General features: G+C 39.3%; 4 protein-coding genes. All 4 read left to right on the top strand.

Features of this window, described 5'->3' with window-relative positions:
- Positions 1–57 precede the first annotated feature (57 nt).
- The 4 genes from ACMZ6U_RS09945 to ACMZ6U_RS09930 are packed head-to-tail and all read left to right on the top strand — an operon-like array spanning position 58 to position 2,714.
- Entirely contained in the window at positions 58–294 is a 237-nt protein-coding gene (locus ACMZ6U_RS09945) for a DUF1146 family protein (protein ID WP_416108279.1), read from the top strand.
- A gap of 46 nt (positions 295–340) precedes the next feature.
- On the top strand, positions 341–1,609 hold the full coding sequence (murA, locus tag ACMZ6U_RS09940) for a UDP-N-acetylglucosamine 1-carboxyvinyltransferase (RefSeq protein ID WP_416108278.1): 1,269 nt from the start codon (positions 341–343) through the stop codon (positions 1,607–1,609).
- A gap of 1 nt (position 1,610) precedes the next feature.
- Positions 1,611–1,799, top strand: a complete 189-nt coding sequence (locus ACMZ6U_RS09935; RefSeq protein ID WP_416108277.1) for a DNA-directed RNA polymerase subunit beta — start codon at positions 1,611–1,613, stop codon at positions 1,797–1,799.
- Positions 1,800–1,832: 33 nt separating this feature from the next.
- On the top strand, positions 1,833–2,714 hold the full coding sequence (locus ACMZ6U_RS09930) for a DNA/RNA non-specific endonuclease (RefSeq protein ID WP_416108276.1): 882 nt from the start codon (positions 1,833–1,835) through the stop codon (positions 2,712–2,714).
- The last annotated feature ends 74 nt before the right edge of the window (positions 2,715–2,788 follow it).

Raw genomic sequence — 2,788 nt, 5'->3', positions numbered from 1 at the left:
AAACTGAGCAAAGCTTTTCTTGTTTAGTAATTAGTAAAAAACTGGTATAATGGTCATATGCAAGTTATAATGGAGACTCTGGCTTTATTGAGCCATTTGATTTTTATAGGTATTTTTTTTCATCTCTTAACACATTTGGTTGATTGGTCTAAAATTCTAAAAATCAATCAAGACAATACGGCTCAAGTGAGACTGTTTGTTGTCTTATTTAGCGTAGTTTTGGGCTATTTAGCCAGTCGGTTTGTCTTAGAGATGATAACCTTAAGTCAATCTTTTGCAACGCTTTTAAATTAAAAATTAGTATTAACAACTGTTAACATTACAATACTGTGGAGTAAACATGGATAAAATTATTATCGAAGGCGGTCAAACTCGTCTTCAAGGTGACGTCACAATCGAAGGTGCTAAAAATGCTGTCCTTCCGCTTTTAGCTGCAACTATTTTACCGACTGAAGGGAAGACAATCCTAACAAATGTTCCAATCCTTTCAGATGTGTTCACAATGAACAATGTTGTTAGAGGTCTCGATATTGCAGTGGATTTCGATGAGGAAAATAATACTGTCATCGTTGATGCACAAGGTGATATTCTGGATGAAGCACCTTATGAGTATGTTAGTCAAATGCGTGCGTCCATCGTTGTTTTAGGACCAATTCTTGCACGTAATGGTCATGCCAAAGTATCGATGCCTGGTGGTTGTACGATTGGAAGTCGCCCAATTGATCTTCATTTAAAAGGCTTAGAAGCAATGGGGGCAACCATCACACAAACAGCTGGTGATATCACGGCAACTGGGAAACTTCACGGTGCTCGCATTTATATGGATTTTCCGTCTGTTGGGGCAACTCAGAACTTGATGATGGCTGCAACACTAGCTGAAGGGACAACTGTCATTGAAAATGCGGCGCGTGAACCTGAAATTGTCGATTTAGCTCAACTTTTGGATAAAATGGGAGCCAAGATCAAAGGTGCTGGTACCGAAGTCTTAACCATCACAGGTGTTGAACAACTTCATGGGGTGGAACATCAAGTTGTTCAGGACCGTATTGAAGCAGGTACTTTTATGGTTGCTGCAGCTATGACATCAGGTGATGTCTTGATTAAAGATGCTGTTTGGGAGCACAACCGTCCACTCTTAGCTAAGTTAATGGAGATGGGTGTTGAAGTGACTGAAGAAGCAGATGGTATCCGTATTAAATCAGATGTCTCTAAGTTAAAACCTGTGACGGTAAAAACATTACCACATCCAGGTTTTCCTACAGACATGCAAGCTCAATTCACCGCTCTTATGGCAACTGTTAAGGGTGAGTCTACGATGATTGAGACGGTTTTTGAAAATCGTTTCCAACATTTAGAAGAAATGCGTCGTATGGGACTTCATACAGAGATTCTTCGTGATACAGCTTTGATTCATGGTGGGAAATCTCTCCAAGGAGCTCCAGTTATGTCAACGGACCTACGTGCCAGTGCAGCTCTTATTTTAACTGGTATGGTTGCCCAAGGAACGACAACGGTCGGAAAATTAACTCACCTAGATCGTGGTTACTATCAATTCCACACTAAGTTGGCTAAACTAGGTGCTAATATTCGCCGAATTTCAGAGGATTAAGATGAAAGAACGTATTTTATATGTTTTGAGACAGTATTTGTTTATCATTGTTGTGGTAGCCTTATGTTTACTATTTTTAACCTTAGGGCTCGTCATTGGTTATGGTATCATTGGCGATGGTAAGGATGCTTTCTCAATTCTCTCATTGGATAAATGGCAAGAATTGATTGCTAAATTTAATATAAAGTAGGCTTGTCCTACTTTTTTCATGAAATGGAGTTTTATGGTTAAACCTTATGATGTAAAAAAATCATATAAAGCGAAGTTTTCTGTTCTAGTAGTCATTATCACCTTAATCTTAGGCCTTGTTGCAGGGGCAGATCAGCTGTCAGATGATAACCCTCTGAAGCAGTTAGCACAAGTTGTGACGAATGGTTCAAATCAGGAAAAAGCAAATTCTAACGGCTCAAGTGCAAATGAATCGACACCAAACCAAGACTTAGCGCAATCTGTTTTGACGTCATCTGTTAGAAAATCTTTAGGAGATGATATCAAATGGAATGGTGCAGGTGCCTTTGTGATTAATAACAATATAACAAATCTTGATGCCAGTGTGTCCAGCATGCCTTATGTGGATAATAAAACAAAACGGGTCCAAGGAAAGGTTGTCCCGTCAGTAGCTAATGCTATGCTGTCTAAACAAAGTCGACAATATCGTAATCGTGAATTAACGGGGAATGGGTCAACCTCATGGAAACCTGCAGGCTGGCACCAAGTTTATGATTTACCAGGTGAATACGATCATGCTATTGATCGAGGTCACTTAATTGGTTACGCCATTGCGGGTAATATTGATGGCTTTGACCCTTCTGCAAGTAACCCTCAAAATATTGCTGTTCAGACAGCTTGGTCTAATCAGGCTAGAGATCATGATTCAACGGGTCAAAACTATTATGAGACACAAATTCGTCGTGCTCTAGATAATCATAAACGTGTTCGTTATCGTGTGACTCTTGTTTATGAAGGCGATAATATCATTGCTTCTGGCTCGCATCTTGAAGCCAAATCAAGTGATGGTAGTTTGGAATTTAATGTTTTTGTACCAAATGTTCAACCTGGCATTACGCTTAACTATGCTAATGGGCATGTGACAGTTAATCACTAAATGAGTAGTGGTTGAGAAACTGACACTGTCAATCGAAAATGACAATGTCTTGAAAAAATCGGTTAAATAAGTGA

Source organism: Streptococcus pluranimalium (assembly GCF_047785745.1).
In the GTDB taxonomy this organism is placed as follows: domain Bacteria; phylum Bacillota; class Bacilli; order Lactobacillales; family Streptococcaceae; genus Streptococcus; species Streptococcus pluranimalium_B.
The sequence above is the reverse complement of the archived record's forward strand: the minus strand, read 5'-3'. Positions and strand labels throughout refer to the sequence as shown.